General features: G+C 53.4%; 1 rRNA gene. It reads right to left on the bottom strand.

Annotated elements, in window-relative coordinates:
• Positions 1 to 11: 11 nt before the first annotated feature.
• Positions 12 to 1,537: ribosomal RNA gene (locus ACTNB3_RS17750) — 16S ribosomal RNA — on the bottom strand.

The following is a 1,537-nucleotide window of genomic DNA, read 5'->3' on the forward strand; positions in this document are numbered from 1 at the left end:
TTCTTCCTTAGAAAGGAGGTGATCCAGCCGCACCTTCCGATACGGCTACCTTGTTACGACTTCACCCCAGTTATCGGTCCCACCTTCGGCAGCTCCCTCCTTTCGGTTGGGTCACTGACTTCGGGCGTTACCAACTCCCATGGTGTGACGGGCGGTGTGTACAAGACCCGGGAACGTATTCACCGCGACATGCTGATTCGCGATTACTAGCGATTCCAGCTTCATGTAGTCGAGTTGCAGACTACAATCCGAACTGAGACGTTATTTTTGGGATTTGCTCGGCCTCGCGGCTCTGCTTCCCTTTGTTTACGCCATTGTAGCACGTGTGTAGCCCTGGTCATAAGGGGCATGATGATTTGACGTCATCCCCACCTTCCTCCAGGTTATCCCTGGCAGTCTCTCCAGAGTGCCCACCTTAAATGCTGGCTACTGAAGATAAGGGTTGCGCTCGTTGCGGGACTTAACCCAACATCTCACGACACGAGCTGACGACAACCATGCACCACCTGTCTCCTCTGTCCCGAAGGAAAGACGACATTACTCGTCGGTCAAAGGGATGTCAAGACCAGGTAAGGTTCTTCGCGTTGCTTCGAATTAAACCACATGCTCCACCGCTTGTGCGGGTCCCCGTCAATTCCTTTGAGTTTCATTCTTGCGAACGTACTCCCCAGGTGGACTACTTATTGCGTTTGCTGCGGCACCGAATGTCTGTGACACCCGACACCTAGTAGTCATCGTTTACGGCGTGGACTACCAGGGTATCTAATCCTGTTTGCTCCCCACGCTTTCGAGCCTCAACGTCAGTCATCGTCCAGTAAGCCGCCTTCGCCACTGGTGTTCCTCCCAATATCTACGCATTTCACCGCTACACTGGGAATTCCACTTACCTCTCCGACACTCTAGCTGCATAGTTTCCAAAGCAGTCCCGGGGTTGAGCCCCGGGCTTTCACTTCAGACTTACACAGCCGTCTACGCTCCCTTTACACCCAGTAAATCCGGATAACGCTTGCACCATACGTATTACCGCGGCTGCTGGCACGTATTTAGCCGGTGCTTCTTAGTCAGGTACCGTCATTTTCTTCCCTGCTGATAGAGCTTTACATACCGAAATACTTCTTCGCTCACGCGGCGTCGCTGCATCAGGGTTTCCCCCATTGTGCAATATTCCCCACTGCTGCCTCCCGTAGGAGTTTGGGCCGTGTCTCAGTCCCAATGTGGCCGGTCACCCTCTCAGGTCGGCTACTGATCGTCGGCTTGGTAGGCCGTTACCCCACCAACTACCTAATCAGACGCGGGTCCATCTCATACCACCGGAGTTTTTCCCACTGAGTCATGCGACTCCGTGGTCTTATGCGGTATTAGCAGTCATTTCTAACTGTTATCCCCCTGTATGAGGCAGGTTACCCACGCGTTACTCACCCGTCCGCCACTCAGTCACTATTACCATCATCCGAAGAATCGAGTAAAAGTGCTTCGTTCGACTTGCATGTGTTAGGCACGCCGCCAGCGTTCATCCTGAGCCAGGATCAAACTCTCG

Origin of the sequence: Bariatricus sp. HCP28S3_D3, assembly GCF_052065755.1 — a bacterium.
In the GTDB taxonomy this organism is placed as follows: domain Bacteria; phylum Bacillota; class Clostridia; order Lachnospirales; family Lachnospiraceae; genus Allocoprococcus.